Origin of the sequence: Dyella sp. AtDHG13, assembly GCF_003201105.1 — a bacterium.
Classification (GTDB): Bacteria; Pseudomonadota; Gammaproteobacteria; order Xanthomonadales; family Rhodanobacteraceae; genus Dyella; species Dyella jiangningensis_B.
On record NZ_QICJ01000008.1, the window covers coordinates 29,302 to 49,488 of the forward strand.

23 protein-coding genes are annotated in these 20,187 nt (G+C 66.7%); 6 read left to right on the plus strand and 17 right to left on the minus strand.

Going from position 1 to position 20,187, the window contains the following annotated elements; translation table 11 throughout:
* Positions 1-17 precede the first annotated feature (17 nt).
* From BDW41_RS14015 to BDW41_RS14025, 3 genes are read left to right on the plus strand one after another with little or no spacing between them, the layout of a single operon-like run.
* A complete protein-coding gene (locus tag BDW41_RS14015; RefSeq protein ID WP_083337691.1) occupies positions 18-1,496 on the plus strand; it encodes an efflux transporter outer membrane subunit in 1,479 nt (492 codons plus the stop codon).
* Entirely contained in the window at positions 1,493-2,257 is a 765-nt protein-coding gene (locus tag BDW41_RS14020; RefSeq protein WP_074549422.1) for an SDR family oxidoreductase, read from the plus strand. The genes BDW41_RS14015 and BDW41_RS14020 overlap by 4 nt, the downstream gene beginning before the upstream one ends.
* Before the next feature lie 41 nt (positions 2,258-2,298).
* Positions 2,299-3,330 (plus strand): NADP-dependent oxidoreductase, encoded by a 1,032-nt coding sequence (locus tag BDW41_RS14025; RefSeq protein WP_074549424.1) that lies wholly within the window; start codon positions 2,299-2,301, stop codon positions 3,328-3,330.
* A 30-nt stretch (positions 3,331-3,360) separates the two neighbouring features.
* Here BDW41_RS14025 and BDW41_RS14030 read toward each other — a convergent pair whose 3' ends face one another.
* From BDW41_RS14030 to BDW41_RS14085, 12 genes are all read right to left on the minus strand, one after another.
* Complete coding sequence (locus tag BDW41_RS14030) at positions 3,361-3,822, minus strand: GNAT family N-acetyltransferase (RefSeq protein ID WP_074549426.1); 462 nt, start codon at positions 3,820-3,822, stop codon at positions 3,361-3,363.
* Positions 3,823-3,829: 7 nt separating this feature from the next.
* Entirely contained in the window at positions 3,830-4,921 is a 1,092-nt protein-coding gene (locus BDW41_RS14035) for an AI-2E family transporter (RefSeq protein WP_083337692.1), read from the minus strand.
* A 71-nt stretch (positions 4,922-4,992) separates the two neighbouring features.
* Complete coding sequence (locus tag BDW41_RS14040) at positions 4,993-5,283, minus strand: hypothetical protein (protein ID WP_074549430.1); 291 nt, start codon at positions 5,281-5,283, stop codon at positions 4,993-4,995.
* Complete coding sequence (locus tag BDW41_RS14045; RefSeq protein ID WP_074549432.1) at positions 5,280-5,744, minus strand: hypothetical protein; 465 nt, start codon at positions 5,742-5,744, stop codon at positions 5,280-5,282. Before BDW41_RS14045 ends, BDW41_RS14040 begins: the two co-directional genes overlap by 4 nt.
* Before the next feature lie 26 nt (positions 5,745-5,770).
* On the minus strand, positions 5,771-6,136 hold the full coding sequence (locus tag BDW41_RS14050) for a DUF883 family protein (RefSeq protein WP_074549434.1): 366 nt from the start codon (positions 6,134-6,136) through the stop codon (positions 5,771-5,773).
* 85 nt (positions 6,137-6,221) lie between these two features.
* Positions 6,222-6,377 (minus strand): DUF1328 domain-containing protein, encoded by a 156-nt coding sequence (locus tag BDW41_RS14055; RefSeq protein WP_074549436.1) that lies wholly within the window; start codon positions 6,375-6,377, stop codon positions 6,222-6,224.
* A gap of 131 nt (positions 6,378-6,508) precedes the next feature.
* Entirely contained in the window at positions 6,509-7,129 is a 621-nt protein-coding gene (locus BDW41_RS14060; RefSeq protein ID WP_074549438.1) for a YbhB/YbcL family Raf kinase inhibitor-like protein, read from the minus strand.
* Positions 7,130-7,188: 59 nt separating this feature from the next.
* Complete coding sequence (locus BDW41_RS14065) at positions 7,189-8,283, minus strand: PQQ-dependent sugar dehydrogenase (RefSeq protein ID WP_110301610.1); 1,095 nt, start codon at positions 8,281-8,283, stop codon at positions 7,189-7,191.
* A gap of 61 nt (positions 8,284-8,344) precedes the next feature.
* On the minus strand, positions 8,345-8,746 hold the full coding sequence (locus BDW41_RS14070; RefSeq protein ID WP_074549442.1) for a DUF3224 domain-containing protein: 402 nt from the start codon (positions 8,744-8,746) through the stop codon (positions 8,345-8,347).
* A gap of 97 nt (positions 8,747-8,843) precedes the next feature.
* Positions 8,844-9,848 (minus strand): alpha/beta fold hydrolase, encoded by a 1,005-nt coding sequence (locus tag BDW41_RS14075; RefSeq protein WP_074549444.1) that lies wholly within the window; start codon positions 9,846-9,848, stop codon positions 8,844-8,846.
* Positions 9,845-10,621 (minus strand): lysophospholipid acyltransferase family protein, encoded by a 777-nt coding sequence (locus BDW41_RS14080; RefSeq protein WP_233496878.1) that lies wholly within the window; start codon positions 10,619-10,621, stop codon positions 9,845-9,847. The genes BDW41_RS14075 and BDW41_RS14080 overlap by 4 nt, the downstream gene beginning before the upstream one ends.
* 93 nt (positions 10,622-10,714) lie before the next feature.
* On the minus strand, positions 10,715-11,191 hold the full coding sequence (locus BDW41_RS14085) for an Lrp/AsnC family transcriptional regulator (protein WP_074549448.1): 477 nt from the start codon (positions 11,189-11,191) through the stop codon (positions 10,715-10,717).
* A 145-nt stretch (positions 11,192-11,336) separates the two neighbouring features.
* Between BDW41_RS14085 and phhA the strand changes: the two genes are divergently transcribed.
* Entirely contained in the window at positions 11,337-12,227 is an 891-nt protein-coding gene (gene phhA, locus BDW41_RS14090) for a phenylalanine 4-monooxygenase (protein WP_074549450.1), read from the plus strand.
* A gap of 177 nt (positions 12,228-12,404) precedes the next feature.
* Complete coding sequence (locus BDW41_RS14095; protein ID WP_074549452.1) at positions 12,405-13,022, plus strand: OmpW family outer membrane protein; 618 nt, start codon at positions 12,405-12,407, stop codon at positions 13,020-13,022.
* Between the two features lie 72 nt (positions 13,023-13,094).
* On the opposite strand, the gene BDW41_RS14100 is transcribed toward BDW41_RS14095, so the two are convergent.
* Both BDW41_RS14100 and BDW41_RS14105 read right to left on the minus strand, forming a co-directional pair.
* On the minus strand, positions 13,095-13,778 hold the full coding sequence (locus tag BDW41_RS14100) for an RES family NAD+ phosphorylase (protein ID WP_074549454.1): 684 nt from the start codon (positions 13,776-13,778) through the stop codon (positions 13,095-13,097).
* A gap of 171 nt (positions 13,779-13,949) precedes the next feature.
* A complete protein-coding gene (locus BDW41_RS14105; RefSeq protein WP_074549456.1) occupies positions 13,950-14,342 on the minus strand; it encodes an MbcA/ParS/Xre antitoxin family protein in 393 nt (130 codons plus the stop codon).
* A 143-nt stretch (positions 14,343-14,485) separates the two neighbouring features.
* On the opposite strand from BDW41_RS14105, the gene BDW41_RS14110 reads away from it, so the two are divergent.
* Positions 14,486-15,013 (plus strand): SRPBCC domain-containing protein, encoded by a 528-nt coding sequence (locus BDW41_RS14110; RefSeq protein ID WP_074549458.1) that lies wholly within the window; start codon positions 14,486-14,488, stop codon positions 15,011-15,013.
* Between the two features lie 63 nt (positions 15,014-15,076).
* Here BDW41_RS14110 and BDW41_RS14115 read toward each other — a convergent pair whose 3' ends face one another.
* The 3 genes from BDW41_RS14115 to BDW41_RS14125 all read right to left on the minus strand — a co-directional run bounded on the left by BDW41_RS14115 (position 15,077) and on the right by BDW41_RS14125 (position 19,944).
* Entirely contained in the window at positions 15,077-16,828 is a 1,752-nt protein-coding gene (locus BDW41_RS14115; RefSeq protein ID WP_233496884.1) for a DUF885 family protein, read from the minus strand.
* Positions 16,829-16,863: 35 nt separating this feature from the next.
* Positions 16,864-18,528, minus strand: a complete 1,665-nt coding sequence (locus BDW41_RS14120; RefSeq protein WP_074549460.1) for a SulP family inorganic anion transporter — start codon at positions 18,526-18,528, stop codon at positions 16,864-16,866.
* 708 nt (positions 18,529-19,236) lie between these two features.
* On the minus strand, positions 19,237-19,944 hold the full coding sequence (locus tag BDW41_RS14125; RefSeq protein WP_074549462.1) for a YafY family protein: 708 nt from the start codon (positions 19,942-19,944) through the stop codon (positions 19,237-19,239).
* Between the last annotated feature and the right edge of the window lie 243 nt (positions 19,945-20,187).

The window sequence follows — 20,187 nt, forward strand, 5'->3', positions numbered from 1 at the left end:
CCACCGGCGTCGGTTTCATGGATCTGGCCGCAGGCAATTCGCCCGCATGCGCTCCCGTTTCTCGCCGTAGTGCAGCCAAAAAAGTCACCGCCATCGCCGCCGCCATCATGCTTTCCGGTTGCGTCAGCGTCGGCCCCGACTACCACGCGCCGCAGGAAAAGCCGGTGGCCCTGCAAGGCGTCAACGCGCAGGAGTCCACGCAGACCTTCCAGGCGCAGTGGTGGAAGCAGTTCAACGACCCCACGCTGGATACCTTGATCCAGCGCGCGGCCGCGAACAGCCCGGACCTGAAGATCGCCTTCGCCCGCCTGCGCGAATCGCGTGCGTTGCTCGGCGTAGCCAAGTCGCAGCAGATCCCCGACGTGCAAACCGTGGCGAACTATTCGCGCAGCCGCGAGCAGCAACCAGGCTTCACCGACCAGCGCACCACCATCACCAGCTACCAGGCCGGCTTTGACGCCAGCTGGGAGATCGACCTGTTCGGCGGCGTGCGCCGTTCGGTGGAAGCCGCACGCGCGGATGCCGGCGCCAGCGAGGCTTCGCTGCAGGACGCGCAGGTGACGTTGTTCGCCGAAGTCGCGCGCTACTACTTCGACCTGCGCGGCGTGCAGCTGCGCATCGACGTGGCCAACCGCGACATCGAGAACCAGCGCGAGACGCTGCGCCTGATCCACGCCCGCAACGACATCGGCACGGTGTCCGAGCAGGACGTGGCCAGCGCCACGGCGCGCCTGAAGTTCGTCGAGGCGCAGCTGCCCACGCTGCAGACGCTGGCGCAGAACGACATGTCGCGTCTGGCCGTGCTGCTTGGCGAACGTCCGGGTGAACTGGACGTCGACCTGTCGCCGCAGAAGTTCCAGCCCATCGACGTGGCGCTGGATATCGGCAACGCCGGCGACGTGCTGCAGCGCCGCCCCGACGTGCGCGTGGCAGAACGCGAGCTCGCCGCGGCGAACGCGCGCATCGGCGTGGCCAAGGCCGACTACTACCCGCACATCACGCTGGGCGGTTTCCTGGGCTTTCTCGCCGGCCGCAGCAACGACTTCGGCGGTGCACAGTCGCGTGCATGGTCGATCGCGCCGAGCATCTCGTGGTCCGGCCTGAATGTGCAGCGCGTGCGTTCCAACGTGAAGGCGAGCGAGGCACGTTCCGATGCCGCGCTGGCCAACTACCAGCGCACAGTGCTGCAGGCCGTGGAAGACGTGGACAACGCCATCGTCGGCTACAACCTGCAGCGCGAGCGCGTGCTGAAGCTGCAGGACCAGGTGACCAACAGCCGTCACGCCGCCGACCTGGCGCGCATCCGCTACAACGAAGGTGCCGCCGACTTCCTGCAGCTGCTCGACGCCGAGCGCACGCAGCTGGAGGCGGAAGATTCGCTGGCCGATGCGCAGGCCTCGATCAACCTGCGTGCCGTGTCGGTATACAAGGCGCTGGGCGGCGGCTGGCAGGCCTGCGCCAGCGAGCGTTGCGACCAGCTGGCCGCGACGCCATGAGCGCGGTGGCGTTTCCGGGGAGGCCATCGCGACGCCGCACGCTCGCGCCCGAACCGGAACCGTCACAACGCGTGGCGCTGGTCAGCGGCGCGAATCGTGGGCTGGGTTTTGAAGTCTCGCGCCAGCTCGCCGCCACCGGCGTCACCGTACTGCTGGGCGCGCGCAAGCCCTTGCTCGGCGAGAAGGCCGCGCGGCAGCTGCGCCGCGAAGGCGGCACGGTGATCTCCGTGCCGCTGGACGTCACCTCGCCCGACAGCGTGCGCGAACTGGCGGCACACATCGATAGCGAATATGGTCGCCTCGACATCCTCGTGAACAATGCCGGCGCGTACTTCGATATCGACGACCAAGCCTCGTCCGTCGACCTGGACATCGTGCGCCAGGCGCTGGAAACCAACCTGCTCGGCGCGTGGCGACTCACCGAAGCCATGCTTCCGCTGATGCAGCGCCACGGCTACGGCCGCATCGTGAACGTGTCCAGCGGTTGCGGCGCGGTGGAAAGCGAAGGCGCCAGCTGCCCTGCCTATCGCGTGTCCAAGGCCGCGCTCAACAGCCACACGCGCATGCTGGCCGCGGAACTCGCCGGCAGCGGCATCCTCGTCAATGCCGTGTGTCCGGGCTGGGTCGCCACCGACATGGGCGGCCATGGCGGCCGCCCTGTGGCCGACGGCGCCGAAGGCATCGTATGGGCGGCCATGCTGCCCTCGCGGCCGGCCGTCAACGGTGGCTTCTTCCGCGATCGGCAGCGCATCGATTGGTGATATTCCGCTTTACACCATTTATCAGCATAAGGAAGGCTGTCATGTCGCACGATCGATCGACCCATCAACGCATCGTCCTCGCCAACCGTCCCTACGGAGAGCCGACGCTGCAGGATTTCCGCGTTGAAACAGCCGCCATACCCCACCCCGCCGAGGGCCAGCTGCTGCTGCGCACGCTCTATCTCTCGCTTGATCCCTATATGCGCAATCTCATGGATGAGGCGGGCACCAGCTATGCGTCGGCCGTACCTGTCGGTGCAGCCATGGTTGGCGGCACGGTGAGTCGCGTCGAGGTATCCAGGCATCCGGACTTCCAAGCCGGTGACCTGGTGCTGGGTTCGTCGGGTTGGCAGGAATACGCCTTGGCCGACGCGGCGGAACTGACCCATCTCCACGACATGGCCAGGCCGTCGCTCGCGCTCAGCGGCCTGGGCATGACCGCATTCACCGCCTACGTGGGTCTGCTGGACATCGGCACGCCCAAGGCCGGTGAGACCGTGGTAGTGGCGGCAGCCACGGGCGCCGTCGGCGCCATGGTCGGCCAGATCGCGAAGCTCAAGGGCGCGCGCGTGGTGGGCATCGCGGGCGGCGCAGACAAATGCGCGTACGCGGTGGACGAACTCGGCTTCGATGCCTGCGTGGACCGCCGCGATCCCGCCTTTGCGGAACAGCTCGCCGCCGCCTGCCCCGACGGCATCGATGTCTATTTCGAGAACGTCGGCGGCGCCGTGTTCGACGCGGTGCTGCCGCTGTTGAATATCGGCGCACGCGTGCCGGTGTGCGGTTTCATTGCGCATTACAACGACAAGGCCTCGGCCGGCCCGGACCGTTTGCCGGCGGTGACTTCGGCGATCCTGCAGAAGCGCATTCGCATGCAGGGCTTCATCATCCTCGATCACTACGCCACGCGGTTCGATGCGTTCCGCCGCGACATGGAGGCATGGATCGCCAGCGGCCAGGTCAAGGTGCGCGAGGACATGGTGGAGGGTCTGGAGAACGCACCGGCCGCATTCATCGGCCTGCTCCAGGGTCGCAACTTCGGCAAGCTGGTGGTGCGCGTCGCACAGGACTGAGCGAACACGACCAAAACCGGCGCCACGCGACTACAGCGGTTGGCGGTAGACGATAAACCCCGACTTCTGGGCCAGCTTGTCGTACAGCTGCATGGCCGTTGCGTTGGTCTCATGCGTCTGCCAGTACACGCGCGAGGCGCCCGCTTCGCGGGCCTGCGCGTAGACGGCCTCGATCAGCGCGCGGCCCACGCCCAGGCCGCGTGCTTCCGGCACAGTGAACAGGTCCTGCAGATAGCAGCTGTTCGCAGGATGTGTGGTGTTGCGGTGGAAGAGGTAATGCGCAAGGCCGAGCAGCTGGCCGTCGCGTTCGGCCACCAGCGCATGCATCGGTTCGGCGGGATCGAGAAAACGCATCCATGCGACGCGCGTGAATTCGTCCGGCAAGGCCGTATCCCCGCTGCGGCCGTAGAACGCGTTGTAGCCGTCCCACAGCGGTTTCCAGGCGACAAAGTCGCTGTCGGTCACGGCGCGGATGACGAGTGCGCTGCTCATCGTGGGATCAGCGTTGCACCATGCGCGCGAACCAACGCCAGCCGCGCACGCGCTCGGCCACGAGCTTGGCGCTGGTGAGCATGGGCACGGCCAGCAGCGCACCCGGAATGCCCCACAGCCATCCCCAGATCAGCAGCCACAGCAGGATCGCGATGGGGCTGAGCCGCATGCGGTGTCCCTGGATCAACGGCGTGACCACGTTGCCCTCGAACGCCGTGATGCCGGCGAACGTAAGCGCGGGCAGCAACGCCGCGCCCGCCTGGTTGAAATTGAGCAGGCCCACCACCGCCAGCACGGCCGTGGTGCTGATCGCGCCCACGTAGGGGATGAAGTTGGCGAGCATGGCCACGGTGCCCCACAGCAGCGGATCGGGCATGTGGTACAGCCACAGCATGCCTGCCGTCACCGCGCCGAGCGCGGCGTTGATCAGGGTGGCGGTGAGGATGTAGCGCGACACTTCATACTGAATGCCGCGCACTACCGACACCGCGTGCCGCTTGTAGCCAAAGCTTGGCGAGGCCTCGACCAGCCGCCGCAGCATCAGGTCGCCGTAGACCAGGAAGAAGAACACCAGCAACACCACCGTGAGCACGCCCGCCAGCACCTTCGGCGTGGTGGCGACCACATCCCAGAGGGTGATGGACAGCGGCGACTGCGCCGAGCCCTGCACGCGCGTCGGGCCGGTGAGACCCTGCGTAGCGCGGTTGGCGGCTTCCAGCGGCTGCAGCACGCTGCGCAGCTTGGGCAGGAAGCCGCGAATGGCCGTGGGCGCTTCGTGCACCCAGCCCAGGGCCGGCTGCGTGAGCATGCCGATGCCCGAACCGATGGCGGCGATCAGGCCGATGGTCAGCACGCTGGCCGCGAGCCAGCGCGGAATGCCCAGATGCGCGCAGCGCGCCACCAGCGGATTCAGCGCCAGCCCGATGAAGGAGGCCAGCACCAGCGGTATCAGCAGCTGCTTGGTGAGGGTCACCGTGTACAGCAGCGCCAGCGCCAGGAAGATGTTGAGCACGATGCGGATGCCGCGCAGGTGACGGCGCGCGCTTTGCGTGCGCTGCACGCGCATCAGGTTCGTCCGCGGCTCGCGGCGGGGCACCATGGCTTCAATGGGCAAATCCGGCGCCGCCGCGTCGCCCTGGTCGACCGGCGGTGGCGGCGGCGTAGGCGTGTTCATGACGGCTCGGTGCCGTCCTGCATGAACTCGGCCACCATGCGCATGGCCTGACCGGCCACCTCGGCGGCGGTGCCGCTCAGCAAGGCGCCCAGGCCGGGCACGCGCAGCGGATGCACGTTGAGCTGGCCGAGCACGAAACCCGCGCCCGCCGCCACGCCCACGGTGGTCAGCGGATAGCGCCGGCCGCGCGACAGCAGCGCCTGCGCGGGTCGGGCCAGTTCCTCGCGAGCGTCCTGCACGCGGCCTTGCGCATCGCGTACCGCGTGCAATTGCTTGATGAGGCTCATGGCACGTCCTCCGGGCGGGATGGACCCTGCGCATCGGAACGGCGCAGGGCGTCGCGCATCATCGCATTCCATTCGCCCCGCGTCGCGGGCAAGGTCATCCAGTGCATGCAGCGGCGGAACAGCAGCAGCGCGCCGCCCAGAAAGGCCAGCTCCACCACGGCGAGCGCGGCCAGCGCCCACGTCCACGAACCGAACCATTGCGCCAGCAGCCAGCCGATCAGGCCCAGCAGGGTCAAGCCGAGGCCCACGCCCGCCACGGTGGCGACCAGTCCGGCGACGAGTATCCAGTGCACGGCGCTGCGGGCCAGGCCCAGCTCGGCCGACAACAGCTTGAGCTGGGCACCGAACAACGTCTGGAAAGCGCGACCGAGGCGGCCGATGTCGTCCAGCAGCCCCGGCGGCGCAGCAGGTGGCGTCTCGTCAGGCGAGGCGGGCGCGTCATCGCGTCCGGTCTGGTCCATCCACTATCCCCAGGTAGCTACGGCTGTCAGCGGCGAAGTATGCGGCCAAGCAGCCAGCCGGCGCCAAGCGCGATGGCCACGGATTGCACGGGCTTCTCGCGCACGTAGTCGCGGGCGCGCTCCAGCCATTCGTCGGCGCGGTCGATGGCGTCGTCGTAGGCTTCGCGGCCGCGCTGGCGATATTCGTCGGCCTTCTCGGTGGCGCGCGTGGCGGCGTCGGCGGCCTTGTCGGTGGCGCGGTGCAGGCTTTCCTCCACGTGGTCAGCCGCGCGCTCGACGGCTTCCTTGGTGTTGGTCACGGCGTGCGTGGTGGCCTGCTTGATGCGCTCGGCGCGCTCTTCGATGCGATCGGCGGGCGTGGTTTCCTCGTTCGCCTGGACTTGCTTGTTCATGACGTTCTCCGTTGAGGCGGACATTCACTGTAGCCAAAATGGTCAACCGGGCGCATCGGACGATGCCGCTGTGTCGTGCCGTCGCTCAGCTCGCGCGACGGAAGAACGCGATGATGGCCAGGATCAGGAAGACGATGAAAAGGATCTTCGCAATGCTCGCGGCGGCGCCGGCGATACCGGTGAAACCGAACAGGGCTGCGATGATGGCGATAACCAGGAATACCAGGGCGTAATGGAGCATGGCGCGATCCTCTCTGTGGGCGCATGACGTCATCCCTGCGCCATTCACCCACAGCCCATGCCTCCCGAGCGTGAAAATGACCTGAGGCCGCGTGCACCTTTGGTCACTGTTCACGCTCGCGCCGACGCCGTTCAGGCGGCCGAGGGATTGATCGCGTAGCTGCCCATGATTTCCGCTTCGGCCAGCACGTGGCCGTCCATCGCCGCGCGCAATTCGTTCACGGTGAAACCATCGGCCAGGCGGAGGTTTTCCACGTCCAGCGCGTATAGGCGGAAATGGTAGTGATGCACGATGCTGTCGTTCCACGGCGGGCACGGGCCGTCGTAGCCCAGGTATTCGCCGGCCATGTCGGCATCGCCCGCGAACCAGCCGGTGTAGTCGTTCTTGCCCTGCACGCTGCCGGGCGGGCCGTAGGGCGCGCGCTTGCCGCGCGGCACGATGCCATCGCTGCAGGCGCCTTCGGCCAGCTCACCGCATTCCACCGGAATATTGGCCATCAGCCAGTGGACGAATTCCACGCGCGGCAGGTCGGCCGGCACCGTGCGGCCTTGCATGTTCACGTCGTCGGGCTTGCTCGGTACGTCGAAGTCCAGGCAGGTGAGCACGAACGAACGCGTGGCGTGCGGCGCGTCTTTCCAGGCGAGGTGCGGGCTGAGATTGTCCGACAGGGCGAAGGGCTCGCCGCGCTTGCCGAAGGCAAGTCGCGCCGGCATCGGCTGCCCGTGTTCGAAACTATCGCTGCGCAGTTGCAAGGTGGTTCTCCCGGATCATGGTCAAATGATGAGTATCGCGTCGCCGCGCAGGCGCCGCATCAGTGCTTTTCGTAGGTCACGCGGTAGACCGCGCCCGCCAGGTCGTCGCTCACCAGCACGCTGCCATCGGGCAGCGGCTGCACATCCGCCGGGCGGCCCCAGGCCTGCTCGTTCTGCTGGAAGCCTTCCAGCAGCGGCTCGTACGCAGTGACCTTGTCGCCGCTGAGGTGCACGGCCATCACGCGGTAGCCGGATTTCTTGGTGCGGTTCCACGAGCCGTGCTCGGCCACGATGATCGCGCCCTTGTAGCTGGCCGGGAACTGCGAGCCCTCATAGAAGCGCATGCCGAGCGAGGCGACGTGGGCGCCCAACTTGTAGACCGGCGGCGCGTAGTCCTTGCAGTTCTTGCCCTGGCCGAATTCCGGATCGAGCGTGTCGCCCTGGTGGCAGTAGGGAAAGCCGAAGTGCTCGCCGACGCGCGACAGGCGGTTGAGCTCGTCGCTGGGCATGTCGTCGCCCATGAGATCGCGGCCGTTGTCGGTGAACCACAACTGCTTCGTCTTCGGCTGCCAGTCGAAGCCGACGGTGTTGCGGATGCCGTAGGCGACGTCTTCCAGCCCCGTGCCGTCGGCATTCATGCGCGTGAGCTTGGCGTAGTCCTTGCCCTTGTCGCAGACGTTGCACGGCGCGCCGATGGGCACGTAGAGCTTGCCGTCCGGGCCGAAGGCGATGAACTTCCAGCCGTGGTGCGTCTCGGTGGGAAACTTGTCGTACACCACTTCCGGCTTCGGCGGGCTGTCGAGATGGTTCTCGATGTCGCGCAGCACGAGGATCTTGCTCACCGCGGAGATGTACAGGTCACCGTTCTTGAACGCCACGCCCACTGGCAGCTGCAGGCCGCTGGCGATGACGCGCACCTTGTCGGCGTGTCCGTCGCCCTTGCTGTCGGTGAGCGCATAGACCTTGCCCGCGCTGTTGGAACCGACGAACACGGTGCCCTTGGCGCCCAGCGTGATCTCGCGCGCGTTGGGCACCTGATCCGAATACACCGCCACGTGGAATCCCGGCGGCATCGTGAGCTTGTCCAGCTGCGGCGCAGCCATGGCGGCGTGGACGGCGAACAAACCGAACAGACCAAGAATCAACTTGCGCATGGAACGGCACTCCATGGGGGAGTCCCGAAGCGTAACGCCATGGCTGCGACAGCGAAACGCTTCAGGGCAGATCGGGCAGCGTGTAATGCAGATCGTAGGAATGCACGCCGTTGGCGACCGTGATCGACAGCGTGCCGGCGATGCCCGCCAACTCGTCGGTGCCCGAGTCCGGCACGATGGCGATGCTCAGCTGCGGCGTGCCGCGGTGCATGGTGCCGTTATGCTGCAGCGCGAAACTGCCCTGGCGGCCTTGCAGGCTGGCCTTGACCCGCTCCATCGCCACATAGCCGGCCGAACCGTCCACGGCGGTGCCCATGGCCAGCATCTGTCCGCGGCCCAGCCCCTGCATGTCGCCCTGGAACTGTTTTTCGATGGCCATGCGCCCGACGCCAGGATCGCCCACGCCGTCCTCTGCTGGCTGCGGGGTGATCTTTACTTCGAACGTACCCTTGGCGTGCGCCATGTATTTCCCTCCCTTGGATGTGACCCGCGATGGTGACGCGGACGATGCGACGCGATTGTGACGGCCTGCGCATGCCCCGTCCGCACGCTGCGTGCCGCTACGCCGAGGCGATCGTGTTGAATCGCGCCGCGATGTAGTCGTCGGTGAAGCTGGTCATGTCCCAGCCGCGGATGAAGCCGCAGTGGCCGCCATAGGTGGCGATGTCCAGCTCGATGTTAGCCGGAAGCTGCAGCTTCTCGAACGCGTCCACCGGAATGACGGGGTCGTCGCGCGCGGTGAGGATGGTGCACGGGACGTGCATGTCCTCCAGCGCTCGGCCCGCCACGGAATAGCCGTCCAGATAGGCTTCGAGCGAACCGAAATCGGTGTGCCGCGCCACCAGCGCCGCGGTGAGCCCGCGCAGGTTCTGCTTGAGCTCGGCCAGCTCGAAGTATTCGCGCTGCGGGAACGCCGCCTGCTTGGCCTGCAGGGAGCGCCGCCACTTGTGCATGAAGTACGCCTGGTAGAACCACGGCGCCGAGGCTTCGAGCGAGAACAGGCCCTCGCCCGGATCGATGATCGGGCACACCGCCAGCGCATAGCTCAGCGGAAGGCCGGCCGCCGGCGCGCGCATGGCGGCGCGCAGCGCGAAATTGCCGCCCAGCGAAAAACCGGCCAGCGCCATGGGCCGCGCCGGAAAACGCTGGGCGATGTCGCCCAGCGCATGCACCACCTCGTCGATGCGGCACGAATGGAACAGCGCTTCGTTGAGGTGATGGCTGTCGCCGTGGTCGCGGAAATTCAGGCGGAAGATGTCCCAGCCATCGGCCAGCAGGCGGCTGCCGGTCTGCAACACATAGGTGGAATCGACGCTGCCTTCCCAGCCGTGGAACAGCACGGCCAGGCCGCGCGATTGGGGTTGCGCCGTCTGCGCGGTGTACGCACCCGTGAGCCGCACGCCGTCGCCGCCATCCACCATCATCGGCTGCGAACCCTGCAGCACGGTCCGGGCTGCCTTGGGCAGCAGCAGGCGGCGCACGCCGCTGGAGGACAGCATGGTCTGGATATGGCCGCTGCGCAGCGGCCTTGGCGGCAGAAAATCCTTTCCCCTGGGTAGCGTCATGCTTGGTTTTCGTGGGTCGTCTTGTCTTCCAGCGCCAGCGCGATGCGCTCGCGCGCGGTTTCCGCCATGCGGCGGCGCGCATCGGGCGTGGCCGGCACCGGCTCGAGGAAATGCACCTCGGCGTCCAGCGGCGCTTCGCCCAGCAGGCGCAGGAAGTTCTGCATGAAGTTTTCGTGCTCGCGGAAGCCGGCGTCGATGACGCGGCGACCGTCGCGCGCGAAGCGCAGGGCCACCGGCTGCACCGGCACTTCGGCGTCGAGCGCGGCCTGGAAGATGCGCGCATGGAACACGCGCAGCACGCCGTTGTGGCCGGTGCCGCCCTCCGGGAACACCGCCACGGAACGGCCCGCACGCAGGCGATCCACCATCACCTGCATCACCGCCGCCAGCGAATGATTGCTGCCGCGGCGGTGGAAGATGGTGCCGCCCGCGGAGGCCAGCCAGCCCACCAGCGGCCAGCTGGCGATTTCCGCCTTGGCGACGAAGCAGGCGGCGCGCTGGCTGTGCAACAGCTCGATGTCGATCCACGACGTGTGGTTGGCGACGAACAGCACCGGATCGGCCAGCGGCGTGCCGACCCGCACCGAGCGCAAGCCGAAGATGCGCAGCAAGGCGGTGGACCACCAGCGGATGGTGCGATGCGCAAACGGCTCGCGGCCGTTCTTCATCACCACGTCGCGGCGCCAGGTCAGCACCAGCGAACAGAGCAGGATGCCAAGCACCACGTGCAGCAGCAGCAGGGGCACTCGCCACAGGTAGCGCAAGGGTCGCATCAGGTCTCGGCGGGCAGGGGCGGTGAGGGAATGGCTATTCATCAGTACCGGTTAGTTTAGCGTTAGTCGATCCCGAAGCGCCCATTTGCGGGATCAACGTTCCAGCTGCCCCAGCGGCAGGGCCGAGGAGTGTTTGACCGTGCGCAGGACAAAGCTGGAGTTGACGTCCGCCACGCCCGAGGCGTTCAGCAGCCGGTCCAGCAGGAAGCGCGAGAAGTCCTGCAGATCAGCCACATAGACGTGCAGCAGGTAGTCCATGTCGCCGGTCAGCGCATAGCAGGACACCACCTGGGGCCAGTCGTTCACCAGGGCCACGAAGCGCTCGACGGCGGCGCTCTCGTGCTTGGTCAGCTGCACGCGGACGAAGGCCTGCAGGCCGAGCCCCACCGCCTGGGGGTCCACCTGTGCGCTGTACCCCGCCAGCACGCCCTCGCCCTCCAGCTTCTGGAGCCGGCGCAGGCACGCCGAGGGCGAGAGGCTGACCTTGTCGGCCAGCTCGGCATTGGTGATGCGTCCGTCCGACTGGAGGACGGCCAGAATCCGCAGATCGGTGCGGTCCAGAGTAACCATGGCAACAAATCTCCATAGATACGCAGGGTAAAACACGATTATTGCGCAAATGGCGTCACTTGATGCAACAAAACAAGCATCGTGCGCGGCAATCAGCCTATGCTGGCAGAGCCAAAACTAGCGGGTATGTCGCCAGGAGCACGCCATGAACACCACGCCGCGCCGCGTAGAACATCAGCAGACCGACCGTGGCTATGTGCCTGTGTATGCCACGGGCGTCGTGGAGCAACCGTGGGCGGACTATTCCCGCACCGATCACGAAGTGTGGGACACCCTCTACAAGCGCCAGCGCGACCTGCTGCCGGGCCGGGCCTGCCAGGAGTTCCTGGATGGCGTGGAGCGCTTCGGCCTGGGCGATGGCGGCATCCCGAAGTTCGCCGACCTGAACAAGGTGCTGGGCGCCACCACCGGCTGGGAGCTGGTCGCGGTGGAGGGGCTGCTGCCGGACGAGGTGTTCTTCGATCACCTTGCCCATCGCCGCTTCCCGGTGAGCTGGTGGATCCGGAAGCCCGACCAGCTCGACTACCTCAGCGAGCCCGACCTGTTCCACGACCTGTTCGGCCACGTGCCGCTGCTGCTCAACCCAGTGTTCGCCGACTACATGCAGGCCTACGGGCGCGGCGGCATGAAGGCCTTCGCGATCGGGCCCGAAGCGCTGATGAACCTCACGCGGCTGTACTGGTACACGGTGGAATTCGGCCTGATCAATACTAAGGAAGGCATGCGCATCTACGGCGCGGGCATCGTCAGCTCCAAGGGCGAGTCGATCTATTCGTTGGACTCGGCCTCGCCCAACCGCATCGGCTTCGACCTGGAGCGCGTGATGAGCACGCGCTACCGCATCGATACCTTCCAGCAGACTTATTTCGTGATCGACAGCTTCGAGCAGCTGTTCGACGCCACGCGTCCCGACTTCACGCCCATCTACGCGAAACTGCGCGAGACGGAAGCGCACAAGGCCGGCGACGTGCTGGACGGCGACCGCGTATTCACGCGCGGCAACCGCGAGGGCTGGGCGACCAACGCCGACAACTGATCGCCACGCGCCGTCACGCGAGGAAAGGAAAGGCCCGCCATCGTGCGGGCCTTTTTCTTTTCCGCCTTCACACCTGCGTCCGAATGCCCTACACGCACATGATCTGGATCAAGGGTAGACAACGACTTCCTAACGACCATGGCCTTGTCACCAACGAAAACACGATGGAACAACGCCATGAAAGCCCTGCTTCCCCTTGCCCTTGCCGCCACGCTCGGCGCGCTCGCCATTCCCGCCGCCCACGCGGAAGGCAATGATTCCTGGGTCGTCCGCATCGGCGGCACCGTGGTCGCGCCCAAGAGCAACAACGGCACCCTGGCCGGCGCGCGCGCGGATGTGAGCAGCAGCACGCGCCCCACCATCGACCTTGAATACATGATCACGCCGAACTGGGGCGTGGACGTGCTCGGCGCCTCGCCGTTCCTGCACGACGTCAGCCTCGCCGGCCTGGGTACGGTGGCCCGCACCAAGGAACTGCCGCCGACCTTCGGCATCAACTACCACTTCATGCCGAACCAGGCGTGGTCGCCCTTCCTGGGCTTGGGCGTCAACTACACCAACTTCTTCGGCACCCATGCCACGGGCGCGCTGTACGGCAACAGCGTGAGCATCGCCAACAGCTGGGGCCCGGCAGTGCGCGCCGGCTTCGACATGAAGATCTCGGAGAAGTGGCTCGCCACGGTGGACGTGCGCTGGGCCTACATCGAGAGCGACGTGAAGCTCAACAACACCAAGATCGGCACGGCCAAGATCGACCCCATCGTGTTTGGCGCCAGCGTGGGCTACCGGTTCTAAGGGGAGACCAGTCGGCAAGGAAGCTGCAGGGGCCCTTCGCGAGAAGGGCCCTTTTTCATGCCTTCACATGCACTAGCCGCGCTTCCACTCGTCCACGGTCAGCACCTGCGCGATGCGCTTGCCGTCCCAGCGGTACATCAGGTGCTGCGCCTGCACGCACGGCGCGACGCGATCGGGATAGAACACCGCCACGCATTCACCGCCGGCATGACGCACGCTGTCGTAGACCAGCCCATCCGAGCCTTCCTTGCGCAGCCTGCGCGCGAGTGCGACGCCGGCGGCGTAGTTGTCCGGATCGTGCTCGGCCTTCCAGCCCCCGCGCAGGTCGTGCAGCTTCGCCTGGATGCTGGTGCTGTAGCAGCGCATTTCGATGTCGCACGGCGGTTCGGCCGTGGCGGCGAGGAACAGCTCGCGGTGATAGACCGTTTCCTCCACCGCGGTGGCCACGCTGTGCGCGGCGTAGAACACGCCCCAGGTGCCGTCGGAAAAACGGCTGCCTTCGGGGTTGAGATGCGTGAACGCCGCCATCACCGGCGTAGTGCCCGGACCGCTGATGCGCCGCTCCGGCGACACCAGGTGCAGGTCGCCGATTTCATTGCGCAGGCGCGGATTGGTCATCGCCTCGATGGCGTACAGCGCTTCCAGATCGCCCGGCTCGGCGATGCGGTCGAACACGCCGATGGGCGGAAAGCGACTGGGAACGATGCGATAGGCATGGCTCCAGCGGATGCGTTTGAGCGGTGGAATGTCGGCCATGACGTGGATCTCTCACGCGATCTGCCAGAGGAAAGGAGTATGGCGGAGAGCGGTATCGCGGGTTGCGACGTGGGGCTGGGAACGAGGAACGAGTGAAGAGGAGTGAGAAGTGAGAGTCGCGATCCCCCGCTCTCTCTCGCTTCTCACTCCTCTTCACTCACTTCCAGCTCCTCAACCGCGTTGGGCGTCGAGGTACTGGCGCACCACGTAAAGGTCGGCCACGTTGCCCGAAAGCATGCGTTCCAGCGCCGAATGGCCGCCGAACGTCGCGGCCTGGTTCGCGCGATGCACCCAGCCGTCGGCCTGGTCGGGGTCGGGAAACAGGATCTGCAGGTCCTTGAAGATGCCCAGCAGGTAGCTGATGCGTTCCAGGGTGTCGCGCCCCAGCGTGCCGCTCTGCAGTCGCTTCCACTTGTAGAAGGTGGACTCCGGCGGATCGCCCAGCAGGCGGCGCTGGTCGGCGATGCGCAGGTTCCAGCGCTCGGCGATGTTGAAGAAGGCGCGCAGCGCGGGGCCGCCGAGATCGGTGGCGGGATGGCTTTCGGGTTGGAGATGAGCCGCCATGGTTCGACTCTCCCTGTGAAGTTGTGATCAACTTTACTTCATTGGTGCATTTTTCGCCAGTGGGCCAGTCATCGGCCGTTCGGCCAGTACAGGCGCCTCCCGGCCCGCCGCATACTCGCCCCGCCCCGTCGGGAGGAACCGCCATGCGTAGCCACGCCCTTGCCGCCGCGATCCTGCTCTCCGCCTGCGCCCTCGCCGCCCATGCGGAAGTGAAGGAGGCCGCGCTGGACCACCTGCTGATCCAGGACACCCGCACCGTCCATGCGTCGCCCGACAAGCTCTACGCCGCACTGACCGACGTCGGCCGCTGGTGGAACAGCGAACACACCTATTCCGGCGACGCCACGCACCTGAGCCTGAAGGCCGAGGCCGGCGGATGCTTCTGCGAACGCTGGGATGGCCAGAGCGTGGAGCATGGCCGGGTGATCTGGGCGGCGCCAGGCCACGTGATCCGCCTCGATGCCGCATTGGGACCGTTGCAGGCCATGGCCGTGCAGGGCGTGATGACCTTCACCCTTAAACCCGCGCCGGGCGGCACGGCGCTGCAATTTGACTACCGCGTCAACGGCTCCGCGGCCAGCGGGCTCGACAAGATCGCGCCCGCGGCCAACGCGATGTGGATGGACCAGTTGCAGCGTCTGCAGCGCTATGCGGAAAAAGCGGCGCCGTGAAGCGGCGCCGGCCATCACGCCATTCCGCTATCGCGGGAATGACGTGATGGCTCCTCTGCTCCGTTACTTCTTTCCGCCCTTGTCCTTCCCGCAGTCACAGCCGAAATCCGGCTCCGGGCCGCCCTCGGCAATGAAACGGTCGATGCGCTTCTCCAGCACCGGCAGCGGCACGGAGCCGATCTGCAGCACGGTGTCGTGGAAGTGGCGGATGTCGAACTTCGGTCCCAGCGCCTGCTCGGCCTTCTGGCGCAGTTCCAGGATCTTCAGGTAGCCCAGCTCATACGACAGCGCCTGGCCCGGCCAGCTGATGTAGCGGTCCACTTCGTTGGCGATTTCGCGGTCGGACAACGCGGTGTTCTGCGTCATGAAGTCGATCGCCTGCTGGCGCGTCCAGCCCAGGTGATGGATGCCGGTGTCGACCACCAGCCGGCACGCGCGCCACATCTGGTAGGTGAGGTAGCCGAAGTGTTCGTAGGGCGTCTTGTAGATGCCCATCTCGTTGCCGAGGTATTCGGAGTACAGGCCCCAGCCTTCGCCGTAGGCGGAGATGTAACCCTCGCGACGGAAATCCGGCTGGCCGTGCTGCTCGGCGGCCAGCGCGAGCTGCAGCGAATGGCCCGGCATCGATTCGTGCAGGGTCAGCGCGGGCATGTTGTAGAGCGGACGCGACGGCAGATCGTAGGTGTTCACCAGGTACGTGCCCGCGCCGCCGCGGCCGGAGGTGTAGTACGGTGCGATGTCGTCCGGCACCGGCACGATGGCGAAGCGCTGGCGCGGCAGACGGCCGAATTCCTTGCCCAGCTGCGCGTCCACCTGCTTGGCGACCCAGGCGGTGCGCATCAGCAGTTCGTCCGGCGTCTTGGCGTAGAACTGCGGGTCGGTGCGCAGGAAATGCAGGAAGTCGGCGAAGCTTCCCTTGAAGCCCGTCTCCTGCATGGTCTTGACCATCTCGGCGTGGATCTTCGCCACTTGCTCCTGGCCCACCTTGTGGATGGTGTCGGGGTCCAGGTCGAGCGTGGTGTACTCGATGATCTGCTGGCGATACCACGCCTTGCCGTCCGGCATGGCTTCAGCCGCCAGCGTGGTGCGCGCCTTGGGCACGTACTCGTTGCGGAAGAACGCGAGCAGTTTGGCGTAGGCCGGAACCACCTTGGCGCCGATGGCCTGCTTCGCCGCTTGCTGCAGCTTCGCCGCATCGGCCGCGGGCATGGTGGAAGGCATTTTCTCGAACGGCTTGTAGAAGCTGCTCTGCGCGGGGTCTTTCAGCTCGGCCACGGAGGCGATGGACACGTCGCGGCCCTTCAGCACTTCCCGGGGCACGGTGAAACCGCGCGCCAGGCCGTCGCGCATGTTGTCGATCTGCTGCTGGAAATACGCCGGCACTTCGTTGAGGCGATCGATGTAGCGCTGGTAGTCCTGCGCGGTGCGCAGCTTGTCGCCTTCCAGCACGTAGCCCAGGTCGCTCCAGAACGCCGAGTCGCTGTTGAACGGCATCTGCCATTGCTTGAACTGCTGCGCGGCCAGCAGGTTGTGGATTTGCGCGCGATACACCGCGTAGTTCACCTGCTCTTCCGGCGACAGCTGCTTGACGTCGATGCCGTCGAGCTCGCTGGACACCTTCTGCCAGTAGTCCAGGCGCTTCTGCTGGTTGGCCGCGTCCACGTTGTCCAGCCGCGAACCGTTGGGTTGCGCCTCGCCCGACGAGGCGATGCCGGACTGGCCGTTGCGCCAGGCCCATTCCTGTTCGTAGATCTGCCTGAAGCGTGCATCGGCGCTGGAATCGGCCCAGGCGGGGGCGGCCAGCGCCAGCGTCACGGCGGCGGCCAGCCAGGTCGTGCGTAGAGCGTTCTTCACTGCGGGTTTCCCTTTGGCAACGAGGTCATCGGCGGTGCCGACACGGCATCCTCCACGCTCCAGTCGTCCAGCGCCTGTGGCGGAAGCTGGGGTAGCGCCATGCGCGACAGGGCATCGCGGGCGTCGTCCTTCAAGCGTGCCACGCGCAGCTCGATGCCGCGCGCGGCCAGCCAGGTGGCGAAATCGCCGATGGCTTCCAGCGAGGTACCGTCCAGGTCGGGGCTGACTTCCAGGCTCAGCACCACGCGCCTAAGCCCCTGGCAGGCCTCCACCCGATGCCGCGCCTGCGCCAGCATGGCCTCGGCGTTGACGAAGAACAGCGGCTCCTCCGGCCGCACGATCAGCATGCCCGGCACCGGCTGCGCGCCGGGGTGCTGCCCGATATCGACGAAATCATGCCCATCGGCCAGCCGGCCCAGCACGCTGAGCCGCGGTGCGGCCAGCTGGCGCAGCAACATCACCAGGCTGAAGGCGATGGCGCACAGCAAGCCGTTGAGGATGCCCAGCGACAGCACCGCCACCACCGCCGCCAGCAGCACCAGCCGGTCGCGATGCCAACGCAGATAAGGCATGAACACGGACACCCGCAGGGACTTGCTCACCGCATGGATCACGATGGCCGCCAGCACCGGCTGCGGGATGCGCTCGATCCACGGCAAGGCCAGCAACACCAGCACCAGTACAGCGCCCGCGCCGATCAAGCCCGCCAGCCGCGATTGCGCGCCCGCCGCCTCGTTCGCCGACGTGCCCGAATAACCCGCGCCCACCGGCATGCCATGCAGCGCGCCGGAGACCATATTGGCCACGCCGAGCACCAGCAGGTCGCGATTTGGGTTCACCGCGTCGCCATGCTTGAGCGCGAACCCGCGGATGGAGCTGTACGACTCCGCGTAGAGAATCAGCAGCAACGCCGCCGCCAGTTCCACGCTCGGCAACCATTGGCCGCTCTGCGGCCAGGTCGGCCAGCCGAGATCCACCGCCAGCTGGATCGAACCCGTCAACGCCACGCCATGCGCCGCCAACCAGCCCGACGACGCCACACCCAGCGCAATGGCCACCAGGCTGCCCGGCAACCGCCGGAAACGCTCGCACGCGAACAACAACGCCAACGCCACCACACCCGCGCCCAGCGCCGCCACATTCACCTGCGGCAGCACCTTGGCCAGCTGCAGCAGCAGCGCCGGCACGAAATCGCCATGCATGTCCGCCACACCCATCAGATGCGGCAGCTGCTTGAGCGCGATCACGCACGCCAGCCCGAAGGTGTAACCGCGCAGCACAGGACGCGCGATCAGATGCGACAACCCACCCAGCCGCGCCGCGCCCGCAATCAGGAAACACACACCCGCCAGCAGGATCAGCGTCCCCGCCATCGCCACGCGGGACACGTTGTCCCCGCCCGCCAGCGCCAACGTGCCCGCCGCCAGCACCGCCGCCGACGATGACGTCGCGGAGACGATGGCATAGCGGCTTTGCCCGAGCAGGCCATACGTCGCCAGACCCACGAACAACGCGATGACACCGGCCTGCGGCGACAGATTGGCGATGCCCGAATAGGCCACCGCTTCCGGAATCAACAGACCGGCGATGGAAAGGCCAGCCACCAGGTCGAGGTGCCAGACAGGTGCAGCCTTGGTGGCAGGGCTGACGGTGGAGGACATGGACGGCTCCGGCTTGTACGCGCGGAGTGAGGGTAACGGATTGGGGTGTGAGTTCGTTCTGGTGGCTTGAGGGGCGACGCTCGACTTGGCGTTTGATCTTTACCGTCACCCGGGGTGTCGCGCAGTGACACAACTACCTTGCGGTTCCTGCAGCGCAGCGCTCCATTCCTCAGCGCGACATCCCAGCACAACGCCACATTCCTGCTCTGCGCGTCCGCCACGACGCGATGTGCCGCGCAGCGGCACGAGCCGTCGGCAGTCGCTCTTGATCTTCCGGATCCCCGTATGAGGCGGCGGGCGGGTGGAGATCAGGCCCCGCAGGGGTGCCTGGCATGGAAGCCAGGCACTTTTCGTCGGGGCAGGAGCCCCGTCGAAAAGCCCGGAACCCGTCCGCGCACCTATCGGGCTTTGCCCGATAGGTGCCTCATCCGGGGGGCCCTTCTCTTTGGTTACTTTCTCTTGGGCAAGCAAGAGAAAGTGACCCGACCTCCGGCAGGAGGTCGGAACGCTCGCCGCGTAGGCGGCACGGTCGCGGAAACGCTGGTAAGAGCCGATCAACCTCTACGCGACAACCGAGCATAAAGTCGCTGGATCCCTGCCTCCGCAGGGATGACGGCTAAAGAATGAAGCGGTGAGGCGAGCACCCGACCTTTACCCCCTTTTCGGGGCTCACCCAAACCCTCTCCCCAAAGAGGAGAGGAAGAAAAGTCACCCATCCATCCCTTCGTAATACCCCCGCATCGCCTCCAGATAAGCATCCAGATTCCGCCCCTCCACATCCCCGAACCGCTCCCCCGTGATGGTGCACGCGGCAATGCGATCCGGCCGGAAATTGCGGAAGCCCACCCGTAAACGACACCACGTCCCCAGGGTCCACTTGCCGCCCCAGAACGCCAGGCACAGCGGCTCCACTTCGCGCGTGGAGGTTCGCCCCGCCTCGTCGGTGTAGTCCAGGCGCAGCACCTGGCCGTCGGTGATGGCGGCGTTGAGCCGGTCGATGAGCGCGGCGAAATCGGTCTTGCTCTGGTCGCGCCAGATCGGCGCGTAGATGCGCGTGCGCGTGGCGCGCTCGCGCAGGTCGGCGGGCAGCACGGCCTCGATCTTGAGCAAGGCGGCCTGCGCGCTTTCGGCCAGCTTCTGCCCGGCGAAGGCCCGCACGAAGCGCGTGCCGACCACCAGGGATTCGAGCTCGTCGGCGGTGAACATCAGCGGCGGGATGTCCGAACCCTTGCGCAACAGATAGCCGACGCCGGCCTCGCCCTCGATGGGCACGCCGGAAAGCTGCAGGTCGGCCACGTCGCGATAGACGGTGCGCAGCGAGACGCCGAGCGTGCCGGCGAGCTGGCGCGCCTGCAGCGCGGTACGGCGCCCGCGCAGGGCGTGGATGATGAGGAAGAGCCGGTCGGCGCGACGCATCCGTGGATGATGGCGGAGCGGCGCGCGCGGGGCCAGCGCCGGGAGTCATGGGTGTGATGTAACGCCGGGCGCATCCTCACCGTCATTCCCGCGAAAGCGGGGATCCAGTGTCTTTCGGGATTCACGGCGAAAATCAAAGACGCTGGATTCCCGCTTTCGCGGGAATGACGGTGAGGGATTTCACCGCAGCGGGTCACTTCAGGCCGCCTGCTTCGCCAGCGCATCGAGCACGGTACGAATGCT